Source organism: Psychroserpens sp. NJDZ02, assembly GCF_004843725.1.
GTDB lineage: Bacteria > Bacteroidota > Bacteroidia > Flavobacteriales > Flavobacteriaceae > Olleya.
The window spans coordinates 2998833-3016731 of the sequence record NZ_CP039451.1 but is presented as its reverse complement, the minus strand read 5'-3'; the positions used below and the strand labels follow the sequence as shown (position 1 = coordinate 3016731).

The window sequence follows — 17899 nt, the reverse complement described above, 5'->3', positions numbered from 1 at the left end:
ATTAGGTTTTAATTAAGTTAATATTACTTTGTTTATAAAATTTAAAATAAAAATAGCTTGAAGCACAAATAAGACACAATCCAATAGCCTGAGAATGTGATAATACATTTTCAACTACATAACCCCTTTCGTCACCTCTAAATAGTTCTAAAATCCCTCGACCAAAACCATACAGTATTAAGTATGTTAAAAATATTTGCCCTGTAAATTGTTTTCGGTTTTTAATAACTAGAAGTATCAATAGTATTATCATCAAGACGGTCACTTCATACAATTGCGTAGGATGAACAGCTACATCGTGTGTGGTTGGGAAAACCATCCCAAAACCACTATTTGTTGGATGTCCAAAACAACAACCCGCTGCAAAACAACCTAAACGTCCTATGGCATGAATTATAACTGTAGTTACAGCTAAAATATCTAACATTGGTAATACAGGTATTTTGTGTATTTTTAAATACCAAATAACACATGGAACAATAACTATAAACGAGCCATAAAATACATAACCACCATTAAAGCTGCTTAAAATTAAACTTGGATTATTAAAATACAACATGGGATCTTGCAGATAAAAAAACAACTTACCACCTACAAAGCCTGCAATAAAAACCAAGTAAAAAAAAGTGTTTGATAAATTAGTAATCCCTAATGTTTTTTTAGCACTCCATTTAGTATATAACGCCGCTATTAAAGTCCCTAGCGCTATTAAAGTCGCATAACTATACACAGTAACTTGTGTCAAACCAAAAAGACGTGAGAAAAATTCTGGTAACGAAAAATCAAATAGCTCTGGAAACATGTTTTATGTTTTTTTTAAAAATAAATCGGCAATACATATTATTACTAACTTATTGCCGATTTATATAGAAAGATTAATAGCTAATCAAAAATAACATACAACCTCTAGCAAATACCTTACTATTGCATGACACGTTAGTTTCATGCCATGAAAAGTGGTTTTCATTAAATTAACTATACCACTTGAATTGTTAGTTATTGGTCTACGTTTTTATATCAAAACAACCTTTATTTTGTTACCCCTAAATTTGATTCTTTTTTTAAATTCGTTTTAAATCATAGTATATATGCATTCCATAACAATGTAAAAACACTAATTTATAATTGAAGTTTTGATCGTATCCACGTATTCCTTGTACAATAAAATAAAAGACATTAAGTTTGCTATATAAACTAAACCTACTATGGAACAACAGATTTTAAACTTATTAATGTACACTATCCCCTCTGTAATTACAGGAGCTATCGCTTATCTGTTTTTTAGGCAACATATGCAAAATGAAGAAGAGCGTCGTAAATTTAATATCTTAAAAACCTTAAGTAAAGCATCTCTACCTGTAAGACTACAAGCTTATGAGCGTCTAACGTTGTTTTTAGAACGCATCTCACCAAATAAATTATTACTGCGTGTTGCCCCATTATCATCAGACAAGCAGTCTTATGAAGACTTATTAATAAGCAGTATTGAGCAAGAGTTTGAACATAATTTAGCACAACAAATCTATTTAAGTGATGATTGTTGGACTATTATTAAGGCTTCAAAAAGTGCAACTATCCAATTGATTAGAAAAGTAAGTATGAGCGATAAAATTGACTCAGCACAAAAATTAAGAGAAGCTATTTTAAGCGAAATGTTGGATAAACCAGCTCCAAGTAACGCTGGATTACATTATATCAAAAAAGAAGTCGGAGACATCTGGTAACCTTTTAAAAAGTCATAAAAAAAGTCCTATCAACCGATAGGACTTTTTTTATATCTAAATATGATTATAACTTCTAGAGATTACTCTATTGGTACAGTAGACCTAAACTCATCATGATTTTCATACTTATCCTGAGCATACAAATACCCTTGCAGCCACCAATCTTCCATTAATTTTTTATTAAAAATCAGCGAGTTTTCTGTTAACTTAGTTGGTGTATAATACAAGTTAAGCTTTACATTTCTGTGTTTTGCTGCTAATTTACCTATTGCAATATCTCCTTTTTCTACTTGATCCAATAAATGACCGAACAGATTTATCATTAACGAAAATGGGTTTTTCCCTAAGACCTTATTGTATTCTAAATTTTCACTCTCCAAAACAATAGCATCCACCTCTGTCGCTCCTCTTAAAATAGCCTCTCTAATTGGTATTACACAACCCAATCCACCATCTGCATACTCAAATCCATCTTTTATAGCTAAAGACATAAACGGAATATAATTACAAGAAATCCAAATCCATTCGCAAAATTCATCGTAATCATAATCGTTAATCGACTTATACTCTACGCGATTTTTAGATAAGTTTGTAACCGTAACAACCACATCTTCTTTAGTCGCTTTTATAGTATCATATTCTGCTTTAGTAAAATGTACTTTAATATGCTTTTTTAGATTTTTACTTTCACCAAAAGTGCGTTTCTTTTTCAAAAACTGCAACGCCGTGTTAAAATAATTAATAGACACATATTCTCTATCCCCTTTCTTTTTAACCACAAACGGATTAATGCTAAAAATAGAATTCTGATTAACATGCGTATAAATATCGTACAGCTTGCCAATATTTCCAGTCGCTAAATGCGGAATTAATAGACTTCCAGTAGATGTTCCCAAAAACATATCGTACTGTTTACCTTCTTGTTCTATTAAATGTTGTGCAACTCCTCCTGCAAATGCACCTTTACTTCCTCCTCCAGATATGACTAATGCTTTCAAATTATTTTTTTTGGTTGTCCTGCAAATTACTAATTATAGATTTATATTTTTCATTTTCAGATAACAATTCTAAAAGTTGTTTCGCAAAACTTTTGAATCTCCAATTATGATGCCTTGAAGCTGCTATCAAATTTAATAAAGCCTCCTGATTAAACACGCCTAAACTACTCAAAACATTAAATGCATTCTGGCGCAACTGAAAACCATGCTCTGATGCCGTATACCCTACCAATTCATTAAAAAACAGTTCTTTATTACCTTCTTCATATCCTGGAGTCGCGATAGCCAAAGCCAACCAAAGCGTTCTCACATTATAATCATTAAAACCATAAATTGCTTTTGTTTGATCTAGGTAAATCTTTCGTTTTTGCGGAAAATTAGCCCAAAGGTTATAGAGAGCAGCTTCATTTGTGATATAAGATTGATCATCAAGTAGCGTTTCGTATTTTTTTTTAAATTTTAAAGGAATCGTTTTTAAACCCAAAGCCATGGTTTGTCTTAATTTTATTTGGCCTGACTGAAACGCTTCCTCCACCAAATCATCAGACGTTGGATATTCAGGTACTGACAAAGCTTCTTCCAAAACCGAAACTTGAACAGCATAAAACCCTTTAGGTAATTCGGTTATTAAGCTTGACAGAATATAATTATCATCTGCATCTGTCCTAAAACTTAAATATGGATCCGTTTTCATGGTTACCAAAAACGAAGACGTTTCATTTTCCTTTAAAACATTCTCCATCTCTTCCTGTAACAACTCTGAAGACTCCAACCACTGTTGCACAAAACCAGTCAAATCCTGACCTGATGTTTTTTCTACCTCCTTTATAAAATCATTAGTTTCTACATTTTTAAACGCATTTGCTTTCAAATATATCTTCACTGCCTTTTTAAACGCCTTATCCCCTACCTTCTCACGTAAAACATGCAAAGCCCAAGCTCCTTTTTTATAAAACGTCGTACTGCTTGATTTTGGATTCAATAACGCGGTACTTTCACCTGCCGCATCTTGTGCTATTAATTCTTGAGCATATTGGTATAGTTGCCAATAGTAATAGTCCTCTCCAAAAATATCTCGTTCTGCTAACAATGCATAATACGTCGCAAACCCTTCTTGTAACCAATGGTGCGTTCCTGAGGTTTCCGTGACCAAATCTCCAAACCATTGATGCGCCAACTCGTGCGCATTAACATTAACATAGTTTTTATCCACAAAACTAGTCCTGTCAATCATAAAATAGTCACTAAAAATAGTACAACTTGTATTTTCCATTCCCGAATACAAAAAGTCTTTTACAGGTACCTGTTTATAGTTTTGCCAAGGATAAGACACGCCAATTTCATCTTCTAAAAAATCAAATAATTGTTTAGTGTAACGATAGGTTGGTTCCACTTTAGCCGAATCTTCTGGGTAGTAATATAATTCTATTGGTATTCCACTTTTGGAGGAGATGACCTGTTTTTTATATTTACCAATTGCCAATGCAACAAGATAGCTTGACATTGGTTTTTGCATATCGTAATGCCAAGTCATCGTTGAGTCGTTACTTCTTTTATCAATCAACGCACCGTTAGCAATAACCTGGTACGCTTTATCGTACGTAATTTCTAAATCAAATTCGATTTTATCATTCATATCATCGATACTCGGTAACCAATGGCTTGTATATTTACCTTGACCTTGTGTCCAGATTTGATGAGAATTTTCTTTTTCAACAAAATAGAGTGCTTTTTTTGGATTTACTGTGTACACAATATTTAACTCGTGATATGTATTAGCTTCAAATTCTGGTTTATAAACAATTTGCTTACCGTCATATTTAAAATCAAGCCCATAATGATCATCATAAAAATTAGTAATCTCCATATTTACAGCATCAATCACCAAAGAATCGAAAGGCTTCAAAACTTTATAAATATATTTAGCCCTCCCTTTAACCGTATTATCTTTTTCAAAACTAATCTCCGCGTCAATAGATATAAAATCAATAAATTCAGTTTGTTGCGCTTTCGCTGAAAGACATAAAAACGTGATAAATAGTACTAAAAGGTGTCTCATAAATAGTTTTAAACAAGGATTAGACCAAAATACAATTTTTTGTGATGTGTTAACTCCTCTTTCTTTTGATTTCCTTTAAAGGGAAATCAATATTCATTCTCCTCTTTCCAAAAAGAGGAGAGCTACTTAGTGACAAACCTTGTATTAGATACATAAATTTCTTTCTTTTATAAATTAGAGACATAACGCTACAATTACCAAAAACGTCTCGATACCATTTGCTCATGCTTCACAAATCACTTGAGGTGACGTTGTGTTTATCTGTGCTTCATTTTGTTCGAATTATTTAACGAATGAAAATTGTATCGATAACTATACACCTTCCTTACCGCCTGTTTGTAGAGCTTTCGCAAAAAGGCATGAAAACTTGATAATTAGCATTATAAAGTGTTTTGCAAATCGATTAAAATTAAGGATTTGATTAAAATACAATTCTTTGTGATGTGTAAACTCCTTTTTCTTTTGATTTCCTTTAAAGGGAAATCAATATTCATTCTCCTCTTTATAAAAAGAGGAGAGTTACTTAGTGACAAGCCTTATATTAGATACATAAATTTCTTTCTTTTATAAATTAGAGACATAACGTTAAAATTACCAAAAACGTCTCGATACCATTTGCTCATGCTTCACAAATCACTTGAAGTGACATTGTGTTTATCTGTGCTTCATTTAGTTCGAATTATTTAACGAATGAAAATTGTATCGATAACTATACACCTTCCTTACCGCCTATTTGTTGTGCTTTGGCTGAAAGGCATGAAAACTTGGCAACTAACATTAAAAGTGTTTTGCAAATCGATTAAAATTAAGGATTTGATTAAAATACATTTCTTTGTGATGTGTTAACTCCTCTTTCTTTTGATTTCCTTTAAAGGGAAATCAATATTCATTCTCCTCTTTGCAAAAAGAGGAGAGCTATTTAGAAACAAATCTTGTATTATATACATCAATGTTCTTTCTTTTATAATTAGAGACATAACGTTACAATTACCAAAAACGTCTCGATACCATTTGCTCATGCTTCACAAATCACTTGAAGTGCCGTTATGTTTATAGGCGAATCGTTAGTTAGAGTGCTTCAAACTTTTAGAGATGTGTCTCTAAAAAATTTTACACGATCACTATTGTTTCATTCTTAAAATCGTTTAAAATTATCAAATCGAACCAAGCTACGTAATGCTACTCATTTTAACTTTCACTTTAAATCAAAATACATTAATTTCGTTGTCTATGAGTACTAACTTACAAACTCCAATAGATTACCTAAAAGGCGTTGGGCCAAATCGTGCAGATTTATTGCGCAAGGAGTTGGGTATTCATACCTATCAAGATTTAATAAACCTATTTCCAAATCGGTATTTGGATCGAACAAAATATTATAAAATCAACCAATTATTACCTAACGCTGCCGAGGTACAAATTGTTGGAAAAATCGTAAAATTTGAAGAGATTGCTCAAAAAAGAGGCAAGCGATTAGTAGCCACTTTTAAGGATGAAACGGGCACCATGGAATTGGTTTGGTTTAGAGGTCAAAAATGGATTAAGGAAGGGTTAAAATTAAACGCAACTTATGTCATTTTCGGAAAAACAAACCTGTTTGCAAACAAGTATAATATGCCTCATCCTGACATCGAATTATTGTCAGAACACGAAGCCAATTTACGAAGTGCAATGCAAGCCATTTATCCTTCCACAGAAAAATTAGCTAACCGTGGAATTAGCAATCGCGTGATGACAAAAATCATGCAAAATTTATTCCTTGAAACCAAGGGTAGATTTGTTGAAACCTTGTCCGAAAAACTACTCTCCGAAAACAAATTAATCTCAAAATCTGAAGCCCTCCTAAATGTTCATTTTCCGAAGGATCAAACCGCACTTTCTAAGGCTGAATTTAGACTGAAATTTGAAGAGTTATTTTACATACAACTACAGTTAATTCTTAAAAATTTAATTCATAAAACAAAAATTAAAGGCTTTCCTTTTGAAACCGTTGGCGCTCATTTTAATTCGTTTTTCAAAAACCATTTACCGTTCGAATTAACCAATGCACAGAAACGTGTTTTGAAAGAAATCAGAGCAGATTTAGGCAGTAATGCGCAAATGAATCGCCTTTTACAAGGTGATGTTGGCTCTGGAAAGACAATAGTTGCATTAATGTCAATGCTAATAGCGGTTGACAATGGTTTTCAAGCTTGTCTAATGGCGCCGACTGAAATTTTGTCAGTACAGCACTATAATGGATTACTTGAGTTATGTAATGAATTAGAAATCAACATAAAACTACTTACAGGTTCAAGTAAAACTTCAGAACGAAGAGAGATCCATAAAATGCTAGAAAGCGGCGAATTAGACATTTTAATTGGTACACATGCTGTTTTGGAAGACAAGGTTAAATTCAAAAATTTGGGACTCGCAATTATTGACGAGCAACACCGTTTTGGAGTTAAGCAGCGTTCTAAGCTTTGGAAAAAAAACACCCTTCCGCCACACGTTTTAGTCATGACAGCAACTCCAATTCCGAGAACATTAGCAATGTCTGTTTATGGCGATTTAGACATCTCCGTAATTGACGAATTACCACCCGGAAGACAACCCATAAAAACGGTCCATAGATACGACTCCAACCGACTAAAAGTATTCCGTTTTATTCGTGACGAAATTGCTAAAAAAAGACAGGTCTATATTGTCTATCCTTTGATACAAGAAAACGCTCAAATGGACTACAAAGATCTGATGGATGGTTACGAAAGTTTGACCCGAGATTTTCCGATGCCCGAGTATCAAATCTCCATCATTCATGGTAAAATGAAACCCGCAGATAAGGAGTTTGAAATGCAGCGTTTTGTTAAAGGCGAAACGCAAATTATGGTGGCAACTACAGTTATTGAAGTTGGTGTAAATGTACCCAATGCCTCAGTCATGGTAATTGAAAGCGCAGAGCGTTTTGGACTGTCACAATTACACCAATTAAGAGGTCGTGTTGGACGTGGTGCAGAGCAAAGTTATTGCATCTTAATGACCAGTCATAAATTATCAGAAAACAGTAAAACACGTGTCCAAACCATGACCAGTACAAATGATGGTTTTGAGATTGCTGAGGTGGACTTAAGACTTCGCGGACCAGGAGATATTATGGGGACACAACAAAGCGGAATTCTGAATTTACGCATAGCAGATATTGTAAAAGACAACGACATTTTGCAACATGCTCGTTATTGGGCAAAGGATCTTTTAACCAAAGATCCAAGCTTAAGCAGTCCTAACAATGCCATTATATTAGAGACATACCGACAAATGAGTAAATACAAAAATATCTGGAACTACATTAGCTAAGTTATGACCACAAAAAATACTGATATACTTATTATTGGCGCAGGATTAACAGGCTTAACGCTTGCCTTTTTATTAAAACAAACAGACTTAAAAGTGACAATTATTGAAGCCAACACCCGTATTGGCGGACGCATTATAACCAAACGCAATACCAATGAAGCCCCTATAGATCTTGGCGCAACATGGCTTATACCTCAACAAACAAACGTTTTAAATTTACTAAAAACATTAAATATTGACGTTTTTGAACAGTTTTACGGAGCAACCGCAATTTATCAGCCGGATCCTAATAAACAAGCACAACTAGTTTCTTTACCCACTAACGATTCAGTGAGTTATCGTATTAAAAATGGAACCCAAACCTTAACTGAAACACTTGCAGATCAATTAGACAGCACAAGTATCCAAACTGACACTAGCGTTATTTCAATTCAGCTTAAAGCGGAATACCTAGAAGTCAAAACAGATAAGCAGACATACCATTCAAAACATGTAATTTCAACCCTACCTCCTGCGTTATTTAATCAAAATATTAGCATAACACCAGAATTACCAGATGCTATCACAGCCGTTTTACCCAATACACATACTTGGATGCACAATTCCATTAGGGTTGGTTTTACCTATAAAACACCTTTTTGGAAACACCCACAAAGTAGCGGAACGATTTATGCCAACTCAGGACCTTTACAGGAGTTTTATGATCATTCCAACGCAGACCAATCCGTATATGCTTTAAGTGGCTTTATGAGCGCTAATTTGCATAATTTAGACCAAAAACAACGCAAACAATTAGCTTTAGACCAATTACAAAGCTATTATGGAGACCAAGCCTTAGAGTATCTAAGTTACGAAGAGTGCGTATGGATTGATCAAAAACACACGATTAAACCAGATAACAACTTTTTAATGCCACAGCAAAATAACGGACATCCACTTTATCAAGAATCTTATTTAAACAAAAGACTTTTTATTGCTGGAGCAGAAACTAGCCCCATATTTTCAGGTAAAATGGAAGCTGCCGTTAGTAGTGCTATGCATGTTTTTAATTCGCTTAAAGCGGAAATCAGTTAAGTTTTAATAAAACCCACATAATACTAATCACAACCCGTTAGTTCTACAGCCACCTAAAGAGCCATGTATCGAGAACTCCTTTTTATCCAAGTTTCTTGATACAATCTACTCATGCTTCACAAATCACATGAAGCCACACTACTTTAATAGTATAAAATATAATTATCTTTGCATTACGCATAAAGCGTAACGCCAAAATCTAAAAGTTAACAACAATCATGCTTCACCTTAAATTAGAAACCGATCCACGCTGGGTTACTATCGCCGAGTCTAACATAGAAGAAATCCTTACAGACCACGCTTGGTGCGAGCAAAAAGCGGCCACTAATGCGATTACGATTATTACACATAATTCGGAAAAAGTAGATTTAGTCACAGAGCTTTTGGAATTAGCTAAAGAAGAATTGGAACACTTTCAAATGGTTCATGAAATCATTAAAAAACGAGGGTACACTTTAGGTCGCGAGCGCAAAGACCATTATGTTAACCAACTTTATAAATTTATGAATAAAGGCGGAAGTAGATTACAATCTATGGTTGATCGCTTATTATTCTCAGCCATGATAGAAGCCCGAAGTTGCGAACGTTTTAAACTTTTATCAGAACGTATAAACGATGAAGAACTTTCTAAATTTTACTACGAATTGATGGTTAGCGAAGCAGGACATTACACAACGTTTATCACTTTTGCTAGAAAATACGGTCAAGATATTGATGTTGATAAACGCTGGCAAGAGTTAGTAGAATTTGAAGGCGAATTAATTAAAAGTTACGGAACAAGCGAAGGTATCCACGGATAACCCAAATTACTAGTCTTCAAAATAATTAAGCTTTAGTAACAATTGCGTGATTACACATAAGAAAAGGCACGGAACACCCGACAAAAACACAGGTGATTCACCCACTAATTCTGATGACACGCTATACAAACCTTGTAACGACGCTATATTTTTTTTTCACGAAGACGACAACGCTCAAAAACATGTTCATTTTAACGAATAAACGACTAAAAACATGACTTTCACCCCTTTTCCAGAACTACAAACTACACGCTTATTACTAAGACAAATCACTGTTAAAGATAGCGCCATGGTACTCTATTTAAGATCGGATAAAACGATAAACAAATATATTCAAAGACCTCCAGAACGACAAACCAAAACCATAGCTGATGCAACGAAGCATATTACCATGTTAACAAACCAAATAGAAAGCAACACTTCTATCACTTGGGGAATAACACTACAAAATTCTACTGAAATAATCGGTACAATCTGTTTATGGAATTTTTCAAAAGACCATACAATTGCTGAGGTTGGCTACGATTTAATCGCAAAACATCATAACAAAGGGTTTATGTCAGAAGCTTTACAAGCGGTTATTGACTTTGGTTTTAATAAGCTACCTTTAAATACTATTGTTGCATTTACGCAATTTGAAAACGCTAATTCTATTAAGCTTTTAGAAAGCAATGGCTTTAGTTTAAACAAACTCAAAAAGGATTCTGACAATAGCAAAAACTTGATTTTTGAGCTATTTGCATAATACCTGCCAAAACAAATCACCCAACAAAAGCTACTAATCATAACTATTTTAAAATACACCACGAAATGACTACCCTTGACTTTATTAGCTTTAGTCGCTTTTAAAAACGAACCTCTTCGATTCCTCAAAGCCTAACATGCGGTTACAACAAAAAAAAAAAAAAAACGAAACCTATACTACTTGTCATCAATAACTTTCTGCAAAACAACTCTAAGACTCTTTGGCGTTGTTTTATGCAAGCGAATCTGAGTACAATTATTAAAACGCTTATAATTTTCAATTTCTTCACAAAAAGCAATTATAAAAGCGTCCAAATCCTGAACATTTTTTTCCATTGCTAAATGATTAATATGTAAAATAGCTGTTGTTTTTTCTGCTTTACAATCCATACGCGCCACTAATTTACCCGCCCACAAAATAGGCAAAGAAAAGTAACCATACTTCCGTTTTTCCTTTGGAACATAACATTCCAATTGATAATCAAAATCAAACAACAATTGCATGCGTTTACGCTGAATAAGTAAATTATCAAAAGGAGACAGTATTTTTAACGAACCACTACTAGGTAAAGGCGTTTTCAACACACCTTCAAACTCTGGCAAACTATAATAAAGCTGCTGATTAACACTCAGCTTAATCAATTCGCCATTAGCATGCATCTCTTGTAATCCAGCGGACACCAATGGTTTTGTCTTTTTAAGCAAATAAGCAATTTGACTAGCCTGCCCTAAACCATTTGCCTTTAAATAACTTTTTATCAAAAACCGGATGTATTCTTCTTGCGTCGGCTCATTTACATCTACACCCTTAGGCAATACCCGCTCTGTCAAATCATACACTTTATGGAAGTTTTTCCGTGAAGAAATCATCAATTCACCCTGCATAAACAAGTTTTCTAATGCCTGTTTTTCTGGTTTACTTCCCCACACCCCTATTTCTCCTGCATGTACAAAATCTTTAGCCATTAAGGCACCTTCATTTTCAATACGTTTCAAAACGATTTTCATCAAGGCATTATCACGCTCAAACCAATGTTTTTGTTCTCCTTTTAAAATTGCATTTTTACGCGGCAGGGTATATTTATAATCCTGCATTGGCAAGTAAGCAGCCGCATGCGACCAATACTCAAATACCTTTTTCTTTTCTACTAATTGATCAAGATGATTGTTTTGGTATTGTGGGTTTCTGTTCCATAATGTATGATGATGCGCGCGTTGCACAGTAGAAATTGTATCAATCTGAATATAACCAAGATGCTGAATAGTTAACAAGGTTTGATCTAGAGCATCTACCTTATCATTTAAATTCAGAATATTTTGTGATAACAATACTAACTTTTGCGCCTCTTGGATAGTAAGTGATTTTGGCATATAGAAATAATTAATTTTCAGGGTTTACACATATCTTCTTTGGTCGAATTTAAATACCCTACAGGTTCTTACAAGGACATAAAACTAATGGTTTCAGTATTCATTTAACAGATACAAATCCTTTATTTAATAGTTTTAATTTGCTGATTTAATTTCAAACAAAAAGAGAAAAATATTATTTGATTTCAATAAAAAAAAATAAAAAAAACGCCAAACCTCTTTACGAGTCTTTGGCGTTTATAATTTTAGCTATAGTAGCCTAACCACATTTAGAAGACCCACAATCCTTACAAGTCAAACACCCTTCTTGATAAATTAAATTTACAGAATCACAATTACTACAAGTATGCCCTTTTACAGCTGTACCATCCTCCACGTAACGTTTTAAAGCACGTTGCACACCATTTTTCCAAGTACTTATAGATTCTGAATCAAATTGCAAACTTTGTATTAATTCTACAATTTTATCAATGGGCATCCCATGACGAATCGTACCAGAAATTAATTTGGCATAATTCCAAAACTCAGGATTAAACTTATGAGATAAACCTTCAATTGTTGTTTTATAACCTCTTTTATTTTCATATTGAAAATCATAACGAGAAGATCCTTCTGTATTTCTATTTTTTATAATCACCCCTTTTTCTACCCAACGCGGAATTAAAATTCCATCTTCATCATCTGTTAATCCCGTAAAAATCTCATAAGGCCTGTTATCCACTAAACCAACAAATGCAATCCATTTTTCTTTTTGATTTTGAAAACGAACCACGTCTGCTTCTAACGTTTGCGGACGTTTCTTCGAAAAATTAGACGGTGTTATTTTACTATCTTTCTTATCATCCACAGCTATTAAAACTCCAGAACGAGAACCATCTCTATAAACCGTTACACCTTTACAGCCAACTTCCCAAGCTTTTAAGTATAACTCGCCAACCAGTGCTTCTGTCGCATCATTTGGCAAATTAACCGTTACACTAATAGAATGATCTACCCATTTTTGAATAGCACCTTGCATTTCCACTTTACTATTCCAATCAATATCATTAGACGTTGCTTTATAATATGGAGATTGTTTTACTAAATCGTCAATTTCTTCTTGCGTAAAATTCTTTGAAGAATCGATATTATTAACTTCCATCCATTGTTTAAAACGATGATGAAAAACGATATATTCTTCCCAAGAATCTCCAACCTCATCAACAAAATCAACCCTACTCTCTTTATCATTTGGATTCACTTTTTTTCTACGCTTATACACAGGCATAAAAACAGGCTCGATTCCTGACGAGGTTTGTGTCATCAAACTTGTCGTTCCTGTAGGCGCAATAGTTAACAAAGCTATATTCCTACGACCATATTCTAACATATCATAATACAACTTACTATCCGCTTCTTTTATTCGTAAAATAAATGGATTATCTTTTTCTCTATCGGCATCAAAAATAGAAAAGGCACCTCTTTCTTTTGCTAAATTAACAGAAGCCCTATACGTTTCTACCCCTAACACCTTGTGCACCTCTGTAGAAAACGCGTTACCTTCCTCACTACCATAACGAATCCCTAAAGCCGCCAACATATCACCCTCTGCTGTAATACCAATACCCGTACGTCTACCCTCAAATGCTTTTTGTTTGATATTTAACCATAGGTTTTTTTCTGTAACTTTTACAATATCTTCCTCTGGATCCGCATCAATTTTAGCTAGTATACCATCAATTTTTTCTAACTCCAAATCAATGATATCATCCATCATACGTTGCGCAATAACAATATGTTTTTTGAATAATTCAAAGTTGAATTCAGCTTGCTCAGTAAAGGGATGGTCTACGTATGAAAACAAGTTAATTGCTAGTAATCGACACGAGTCATAAGGACATAAAGGAATCTCTCCACAAGGATTTGTAGACACCGTTTTATACCCTAAATCGGCATAACAATCTGGGACTGAATCATTAATAATAGTATCCCAAAATAAAATTCCTGGTTCTGCAGATTTCCAAGCGTTGTGTACAATTTTTTCCCATATTTTAGTCGCTTCTATTTCTTTAGTATACACAGGATTTGGACTAAAAGTTGGATACTTTTGTATGTACTGTCCATCCGCTTTCACAGCCTTCATAAAAGCGTCATCTATTCTCACAGAAACATTAGCCCCAGTCACTTTTCCTTGTTCTAATTTTGCATCAATAAAATCCTCTGCATCCGGATGATTAATAGAAACAGATAACATCAAGGCGCCTCTACGACCATCTTGCGCAACTTCTCTAGTCGAGTTTGAATACCGCTCCATAAAAGGGACAATACCCGTAGATGTCAATGCTGAATTTTTTACAGGAGATCCTTTAGGACGGATGTGTGATAAATCATGACCAACACCACCTCTTCGCTTCATTAACTGCACTTGTTCTTGATCAATTTTCATGATTCCCCCATAAGAATCAGAGTCACCATTATTACCAATTACAAAACAATTAGACAAAGATGCTATTTGAAAAGGGTTTCCAATTCCCGCCATTGGACTTCCTTGAGGTACTATGTATTTAAAATCTTTGATAGCTTCAAAAATCTCGGATTCTGTCAACGGATTTGCATATTTTTGCTCTACTCTTGCAATTTCTGAAGCAATTCGTTGATGCATTTGATCAGGCGTACTTTCATAAATATTATCAGCAGAATCTTTTAAAGCATACTTGTTTAACCATACACTTGCAGCTAACTCATCGCCTTTAAAATAGTTAAGCGCAGCTTTTAAAGCTTCATCTCTAGAATATGTTTTTTTAGGCATCAGCACCGTTTCTGTTTTCATAACTTATATTGAGAATTAAATTGTTTTTTTTGAGATGTAAATATTCAACAAATGTACAACCTAATAAATCATAAAAATCACAAAGTTTACAATAAAAATACACAAATCACTAAAAATCAACACTATAAATATTTATCAACACTAAAAAGTTAACAAATAATTTAACTTTCCTAAAAAATATTTTGATTTAAAATATAAAATTATCATACCTGTTTTATTGTCTTTTTCACCATCCAAGACATCTTTATTGCCTAATAATCTTAACCTCAACACTAAAAGCTAAAATCAAATACTATTTATGCCATAAAAAAGGTCTATCTCGTATAAATTTAACACTCATCTTTGGTCCAATAACAAGACTAACGACTTAGTCCTTATTCAATTTAAATGTATTAGATTAGTCCCTTAAAATTTTACTTTAAATCAAACCATTGCATGACAAAGATTGATCGAGAAGATATACATATAATAGGTCGCCACAGTAACTGGAAGCAGGAAAGCATTGACACCCTTCTAAAACAAGAAATTTATAGTAATCAAATTGCTTGGCAAAAATTTTTGAAACTGTTTTTTATCAGTTTAGGTGTTGGCTTTACAACTGCGGGGATATTATTCTTTTTTGCTTACAACTGGGCAGACCTCCATAAATTTGTAAAAATAGGCTTAGTAGAAGGCTTAATTACGGCAACCACCCTTATTGTTTTATTCTCTAAATTAAATTCAGACATTAAAAACATAATACTAACTGGAGCATCCATATTGGTAGGTGTCTTATTTGCCGTTTTTGGACAAATCTATCAAACAGGCGCTAATGCTTACGACTTCTTCTTAGGCTGGACCGTATTTATAACACTTTGGGTTGCCATTTCTAATTTTGCGCCGCTATGGTTTATTTTTATAATCTTAATCAACACGACCCTTGTATTATATACTGAGCAGGTTGCAAACGATTGGTCTATTATTTTTAATGCCACTTTATTTTTTGTTATTAATGCCTTATTTTTAGTTACTGCTTTACTAGTGAAAGAACAGTCAAAAACCATTAAAATCCCGATTTGGTTTACTAATAGCGTAGCATTAATTGCTGTTTGTTTTAGCACCGCAGCTATTAATGAAGGTATTTATCACGAACAAGAATTTTCTTTTTTTGTATTATTATTCATCATAATAACATGTTACATCATAGGTATTAAGTATGGGTTAAAAGTAAAAAGCAGCTTTTACCTTTCAATAATCCCGTTTAGTGTTATTATTCTTATTTGTAGTTTACTTCTCAAGCTTTCACACAGTGATGGTATATATTTTATCATCGCTTTATTTATTATTTCTAGTATTACATTGGTCATCAAAAACTTAATTAGCCTTCAAAAAAAATGGACAAACTAAATAACAAAAAAGCTTTTATAGCTGCCATTAGTGCATCGCAAGGCCCTGAATTTAAATACAACGAACAAGCCATTTTAGAGGACTATAACATCCAAGGAAAAAACAAATCTAGCTTAACTATTAAAATACTCACCATTATTGGCGGTTTTCTAGCCACACTTGCTTTTATTGCTTTTTTACTATTTGCGGGGCTTTATCGTTCTGAAGCAGGTCTGTTAATCTTTGGCAGCTTTTTTATAATTATTGCTATTTGGCTAAATACAGCATACGACACCCTTATTATAGACACTTTTAGCGTATCCTCTTATATAATAGGGTTTGTATTACTAGCTATTGGCCTAGCACAAATGGAGATTGACATGAATATCGTAACAATAGTGATTAGTATTACTGCGCTTATCTCGTTATTTATTACACAAAATTATATTTTATCGTTTATTTCCATATTGACGATTACTAGTAATTTTCTAATCCTAATTATCTTCAATAATTTATATGATTTAATCCACTTATATATTGTCATAACCACTTTATTATTAACCTACGTCTTTTTAAATGAAGCTCGCTTAATTACTGCAGGCCTCAAACTATCTAAACTATACAACCCCAGTCGTATTGGTTTAATAATAGCCTTACTATTTGGGTTAATTGCTATTGGCAAGAGGTATTTAATCCCAATATCAGAGCGCCATATTTGGTTACCCTCAATCGTTATGTTTTGTGTTATTATGTATCTAGCACACCTCATTTTAGCAATCAACAAAATCGAGACACTTAAAAGCAAAATATTAATTTATACTTTAAGCTGTTTAATGCTGCTACCGCTAACCTTCTCACCTTCTATTTTAGGCGCTATTATAATTATTTTATTAAGCTTTTTAGTCAATTATAAAACGGGAGTAGCGATTGGTATCATTTCATTTATCTATTTTATATCACAATACTATTACGACTTAAGTTTTACACTATTAACTAAGTCTATCATTTTGTTTTCATCTGGAATAGTATTTCTACTATTTTATTTATTCACTTCTAAATTACCACACTCTAATGAAAAAATATAAGTGGATCATAATTCTTGTCAACCTAATAATTTTACTTGGGTTTTTAAACTATTCTATTGTAAAAAAAGAAACATTACTTTCTGATGGGCAGCTTGTTTTATTAGAATTAGCACCTGTTGATCCTAGATCACTAATGCAAGGAGACTATATGACTTTAAGATATGCTATTTCACAAAACACATCTAATGATAGTATTTCTAAAAGAGGGTATTGTGTTGTTAAACTAGACGCGAATGGGATTGCAAAAAAAGTAAGATTACAAGATGGCAAGACTCCGATACATACTGATGAATTTCTGATACGTTATAACGCAAAAGGATGGAGAGGCATAACAATAGGAGCCGAATCTTACTTTTTTCAAGAAGGCGATGCTGTAAAGTATGAAAAGGCTGAGTATGGCGGTATAATAGTAGACCATGAAGGCAATAGCCTTTTAAGTGGTTTATATGATAAACAAAGACAACTCATCAAATAATTTAAAGACTAAATACTATTAAATCGATTACAATAGCAAACTCTTTTCACAGCTTAAAACAT

Annotated in this window: 13 protein-coding genes; 8 read left to right on the top strand and 5 right to left on the bottom strand. The window is 33.4% G+C overall.

The features are described from left to right. Window position 1: 1 nt before the first annotated feature. Window positions 2-802, bottom strand: a complete 801-nt coding sequence (locus E9099_RS13325) for a prolipoprotein diacylglyceryl transferase (protein WP_136584046.1) — start codon at window positions 800-802, stop codon at window positions 2-4. A gap of 403 nt (window positions 803-1205) precedes the next feature. Between E9099_RS13325 and E9099_RS13320 the strand changes: the two genes are divergently transcribed. Beyond that, the gene (locus tag E9099_RS13320) at window positions 1206-1724 is read left to right on the top strand and encodes a hypothetical protein (RefSeq protein WP_136584045.1); all 519 of its coding nucleotides are present in this window, start codon (window positions 1206-1208) and stop codon (window positions 1722-1724) included. An 80-nt stretch (window positions 1725-1804) separates the two neighbouring features. Here the strand turns inward: E9099_RS13320 and E9099_RS13315 are convergent, their stop codons facing one another. Both E9099_RS13315 and E9099_RS13310 read right to left on the bottom strand, forming a co-directional pair. Further along, window positions 1805-2722 (bottom strand): patatin family protein, encoded by a 918-nt coding sequence (locus E9099_RS13315; protein ID WP_101019315.1) that lies wholly within the window; start codon window positions 2720-2722, stop codon window positions 1805-1807. 1 nt (window position 2723) lies between these two features. Then, window positions 2724-4781 carry a M1 family metallopeptidase gene (locus tag E9099_RS13310; RefSeq protein ID WP_136584044.1) on the bottom strand — a complete coding sequence of 686 codons (2058 nt, stop codon included), beginning with the start codon at window positions 4779-4781 and terminating at the stop codon, window positions 2724-2726. Between the two features lie 1230 nt (window positions 4782-6011). On the opposite strand from E9099_RS13310, the gene recG reads away from it, so the two are divergent. The 4 genes from recG (at window position 6012) to E9099_RS13290 (ending at window position 10733) form a co-directional block, all read left to right on the top strand. Beyond that, a complete protein-coding gene (gene recG, locus E9099_RS13305) occupies window positions 6012-8114 on the top strand; it encodes an ATP-dependent DNA helicase RecG (protein WP_136584043.1) in 2103 nt (700 codons plus the stop codon). A 3-nt stretch (window positions 8115-8117) separates the two neighbouring features. Further along, a complete protein-coding gene (locus E9099_RS13300) occupies window positions 8118-9188 on the top strand; it encodes a flavin monoamine oxidase family protein (RefSeq protein WP_136584042.1) in 1071 nt (356 codons plus the stop codon). Window positions 9189-9406: 218 nt separating this feature from the next. Beyond that, window positions 9407-9988 (top strand): tRNA-(ms[2]io[6]A)-hydroxylase, encoded by a 582-nt coding sequence (locus tag E9099_RS13295; RefSeq protein ID WP_136584041.1) that lies wholly within the window; start codon window positions 9407-9409, stop codon window positions 9986-9988. Window positions 9989-10202: 214 nt separating this feature from the next. After that, window positions 10203-10733 (top strand): GNAT family N-acetyltransferase, encoded by a 531-nt coding sequence (locus E9099_RS13290; RefSeq protein WP_136584040.1) that lies wholly within the window; start codon window positions 10203-10205, stop codon window positions 10731-10733. Between the two features lie 176 nt (window positions 10734-10909). On the opposite strand, the gene E9099_RS13285 is transcribed toward E9099_RS13290, so the two are convergent. Both E9099_RS13285 and E9099_RS13280 read right to left on the bottom strand, forming a co-directional pair. After that, window positions 10910-12103 carry a winged helix-turn-helix domain-containing protein gene (locus E9099_RS13285; protein WP_136584039.1) on the bottom strand — a complete coding sequence of 398 codons (1194 nt, stop codon included), beginning with the start codon at window positions 12101-12103 and terminating at the stop codon, window positions 10910-10912. A 259-nt stretch (window positions 12104-12362) separates the two neighbouring features. After that, complete coding sequence (locus E9099_RS13280; RefSeq protein ID WP_136584038.1) at window positions 12363-14912, bottom strand: adenosylcobalamin-dependent ribonucleoside-diphosphate reductase; 2550 nt, start codon at window positions 14910-14912, stop codon at window positions 12363-12365. A 435-nt stretch (window positions 14913-15347) separates the two neighbouring features. Here E9099_RS13280 and E9099_RS13275 point away from each other — a divergent pair, with 435 nt between their 5' ends. From E9099_RS13275 to E9099_RS13265, 3 genes are read left to right on the top strand one after another with little or no spacing between them, the layout of a single operon-like run. Then, window positions 15348-16298 carry a DUF2157 domain-containing protein gene (locus E9099_RS13275; RefSeq protein WP_136584037.1) on the top strand — a complete coding sequence of 317 codons (951 nt, stop codon included), beginning with the start codon at window positions 15348-15350 and terminating at the stop codon, window positions 16296-16298. Continuing rightward, on the top strand, window positions 16286-17362 hold the full coding sequence (locus E9099_RS13270; protein WP_136584036.1) for a DUF4401 domain-containing protein: 1077 nt from the start codon (window positions 16286-16288) through the stop codon (window positions 17360-17362). Before E9099_RS13275 ends, E9099_RS13270 begins: the two co-directional genes overlap by 13 nt. Further along, on the top strand, window positions 17349-17837 hold the full coding sequence (locus E9099_RS13265; RefSeq protein ID WP_136584035.1) for a GDYXXLXY domain-containing protein: 489 nt from the start codon (window positions 17349-17351) through the stop codon (window positions 17835-17837). The genes E9099_RS13270 and E9099_RS13265 overlap by 14 nt, the downstream gene beginning before the upstream one ends. Window positions 17838-17899 lie beyond the last annotated feature (62 nt).